Source organism: Pseudomonas fluorescens (genome assembly GCF_902497875.1).
In the GTDB taxonomy this organism is placed as follows: domain Bacteria; phylum Pseudomonadota; class Gammaproteobacteria; order Pseudomonadales; family Pseudomonadaceae; genus Aquipseudomonas; species Aquipseudomonas fluorescens_BR.
The window spans coordinates 1-1,957 of the sequence record NZ_CABVHY010000095.1; the positions used below are offsets into that span (position 1 = coordinate 1).

At 59.5% G+C, this 1,957-nt stretch carries 3 protein-coding genes; all 3 read left to right on the forward strand.

What is annotated here, in order from left to right; all coding sequences use genetic code 11:
* Positions 1-223: 223 nt before the first annotated feature.
* Positions 224-1,165 carry a rhodanese-related sulfurtransferase gene (locus F8N85_RS33760; protein WP_150806687.1) on the forward strand — a complete coding sequence of 314 codons (942 nt, stop codon included), beginning with the start codon at positions 224-226 and terminating at the stop codon, positions 1,163-1,165.
* 36 nt (positions 1,166-1,201) lie between these two features.
* Positions 1,202-1,804: a DsbA family protein gene (locus F8N85_RS33765; RefSeq protein ID WP_191636281.1), complete on the forward strand. Its 603-nt coding sequence runs from the start codon at positions 1,202-1,204 to the stop codon at positions 1,802-1,804.
* A partial coding sequence (locus F8N85_RS35355) for a hypothetical protein (protein ID WP_224795808.1) occupies positions 1,797-1,957 on the forward strand: 161 nt, incomplete at its 3' end. The genes F8N85_RS33765 and F8N85_RS35355, both read left to right, overlap by 8 nt.

Consider the following 1,957-nt stretch of genomic DNA (forward strand, 5'->3'; position numbering starts at 1 on the left):
AAGATCGCAGCCTGCGGCAGCTCCTACGTAGGCGGTTACAGCCGCGATTGATCAGGTGGACGCTGCTTGTGTAGGAGCTGCCGCAGGCTGCGATCTTGACGATCTACAGCCAACCGCAGCTGTTTTTGCTAGAATCCGCAACGCGCCACTAACTCAAGTTAGCCGGCGCGTTTTTTTTGCATCCGGTTCACCCTTTACGAGGGTAGCCACCTGGAGATCACCCATGACACAAAACATTGTCGTGGCGGCACTGTATAAGTTCGTCACCCTTGAAGATTACGTAGCCCTGCGCGAGCCACTGCTGCAGGCGATGGTCGATAACGGCGTCAAAGGCACGTTGTTGATCGCTGAAGAAGGCATCAACGGCACCGTTTCCGGCAGCCGCGAAGGCATCGACGGGCTGATGGCCTGGTTGAAGAACGATCCGCGCATGGACGACATCGACCACAAAGAGTCGTACTGCGAAGATCAGCCGTTCTATCGGACCAAGGTCAAGCTCAAGAAAGAAATCGTCACCCTCGGCGTTGACGGTGTCGACCCGAACAAGCAGGTCGGCACCTATGTCGATCCGCAGAACTGGAACGCGCTGATCAGCGATCCGGAAGTATTGTTGATCGACACCCGTAACGATTATGAAGTCTCGATCGGCACCTTCGAAGGCGCCATCGACCCGAAAACCACCAGCTTTCGCGAATTTCCGGACTACATCAAAGCCAACTTCGATCCGGCCAGACACAAGAAAGTCGCGATGTTCTGCACCGGCGGCATCCGCTGCGAGAAGGCTTCGAGCTACATGCTCAGCCAGGGCTTCGACGAGGTGTATCACCTCAAGGGCGGCATTCTGAAGTACCTCGAAGAGGTGCCGCAGGAAGATAGCCAATGGCGCGGCGACTGCTTCGTCTTCGATAACCGGGTCACCGTGCGCCACGACCTCAGCGAAGGAGACTACGATCAATGTCATGCCTGTCGTACACCAATCAGCGTCGAAGATCGCACCTCCGAGCACTATGTGGCCGGCATCAGTTGCCCGCATTGCTGGGATAAACTGAGCGAGAAAACCCGACGCAGTGCCATCGACCGGCAGAAGCAGATCGAGTTGGCGAAAGCCCGCAACCAGCCACATCCGATTGGTTTCAACTACCGCCAGTCCAACACCGAGGCCTGAGTCATGTCCGCACGCTTGCTCTATGTAATGGACCCGATGTGTTCCTGGTGCTGGGGCTTTGCTCCGGTGGCCGAGGCCCTGGCAGAGCAGGCGCGAGCGGCAGGTATCGAGTTGCATCTTGTGGTGGGCGGCTTGAGGACCGGCAGCGGTGCCGCGCTGGAGCCAACTACGCGGCGCTACATCCTTGAGCATTGGCAAGCGGTCACCGAGTCCACTGGCCAACCGTTCAAAACCGAGGGGGCCTTGCCCGACGGTTTTGTCTATGACACCGAGCCGGCTTGCCGGGCACTGGTGACGGCGCGCAGCCTGGCGCCGGACTGTGCCTGGAAACTGCTCAAGCTGATTCAACAGGCCTTTTATGTCGAAGGTCGCGACGTCACCCATGCCAGTGTGCTGGTGGAGTTGGCCGAGGCGGCAGGCTTGCCGCGAATCGAGTTCGCGGCGGCCTTCGACCGCGCCGACCAGCATGCGGCCACAGCCGCGGATTTCACCTGGGTACAGGATCTGGGTATCGCCGGTTTCCCGACCCTGCTCGCCGAGCGCAACGGCCAATTGGCCCTGCTGACCAATGGTTATCAACCGCTCAAGGAACTGTCGCCGTTGCTCGGCCGCTGGCTGGAGCGTGCCGCCTGTGCATGATCAGCCCGACGGCGTGGAGCCACCCAAGCGGGCCGATCGGCTGACCTGGGCGGAAATCCGTCGTTTGGCGTTACACCATAAAAAAGCCCTGTGGATTGCCAATGGTGTCGCGGTCCTGGCGACCTTGTGCAGTGTGCCGATTCCCTTGCTCTT